The following is a 1,140-nucleotide window of genomic DNA, read 5'->3' on the forward strand; positions in this document are numbered from 1 at the left end:
GGATCAAGACTTGTCAGTGATCTCTTGGTCACAAGGGTGACATCGGCGGGATGGCATCTTCGGGGACGCCCTCCCCATGGCAGTCATGAAGCGCCGGGAACGCGGTGATCGCTGGAGGTGGGCGCGCCCACCTCCAGCATGCTCCGACGCGCCGGCGGCATCCGTCCAGGCCACGCCACTCCGATCGTGGCCGGAGACGACCGAATCCGGACCGTCAGCTGTGAAATGACCCTGTCAGCACGGCCGCAAACACCACCGTCATCGAATCCGCGACACCAGAAAGATTCGAACGGATGATCATTGTGAATCGTTCGGCACAGCCGGGTCGAGGTCTGGTCGACAGCGCTCATGGCGGTGACTCTCCGCCATGGAAAGGAATTTCCCCACCTGGGCGAGCGACGTTGGGCCACGTTGCAGTCCTCGCGCACGGAGCCATCCTCGAGTACCTTCGCAGAAGTGCTGGGGCCACCTTCCGGCATGTCAGATAAACCACGGATGGCAGCAGGTGGACAGGTGCTGTACGCGGACGGTGGCAAACGTCCCCGAGAGCCGGCCGGGTGGAAACGGCCAGATTGGGGTTTACTGAGAGCTCACCGAGCACCATGAGCGTTGTTCAGAAGCTGCGATCAGATGTTCTGGATCATACGCCTGCGCAGGTCAGGGCGTTACCGGGCCCTGATCGGGACCCGTGAACAACGCTTCATGAGATGATCCTGTTTTATCGGTCGCCGAGCGGGATGCCCGGTGGACGCGGTGCCGGTTTCGTACCGGTGCCGGCCTGTTCCCGACAGGGACCATGAATACTACGTGCGGCGGTAGGAGCCCGGCCATCCGCGAGCTCGTCGGTTATGGAATTGCTCACCGCGGGCCGGCCCCATCCGATGGAACACCCGCGGTCTGACGTACCCGACCCCATATCGCCGTACTGGAATGGCCACCCGACGCGCGATCTGGAACAAGGCTGCCGGTCCGTCCACCGCGGCCTGGACACAGCGCCGACACCTGGCTCCGCTATGCCGTCACACCGCGGGGGCGGCCACGCCGGCAAATTCCTGCCAAATATCTGCGTGTAACATCCGAAGCGAAAGGAAACCATTCGGCATGGCTCATTGGAAAAACATCTCCGGCGCTCTCACGGCG

Origin of the sequence: Protofrankia sp. CiP1_Cm_nod2 (genome assembly GCF_920664355.1) — a bacterium.
GTDB lineage: Bacteria > Actinomycetota > Actinomycetes > Frankiales > Frankiaceae > Protofrankia.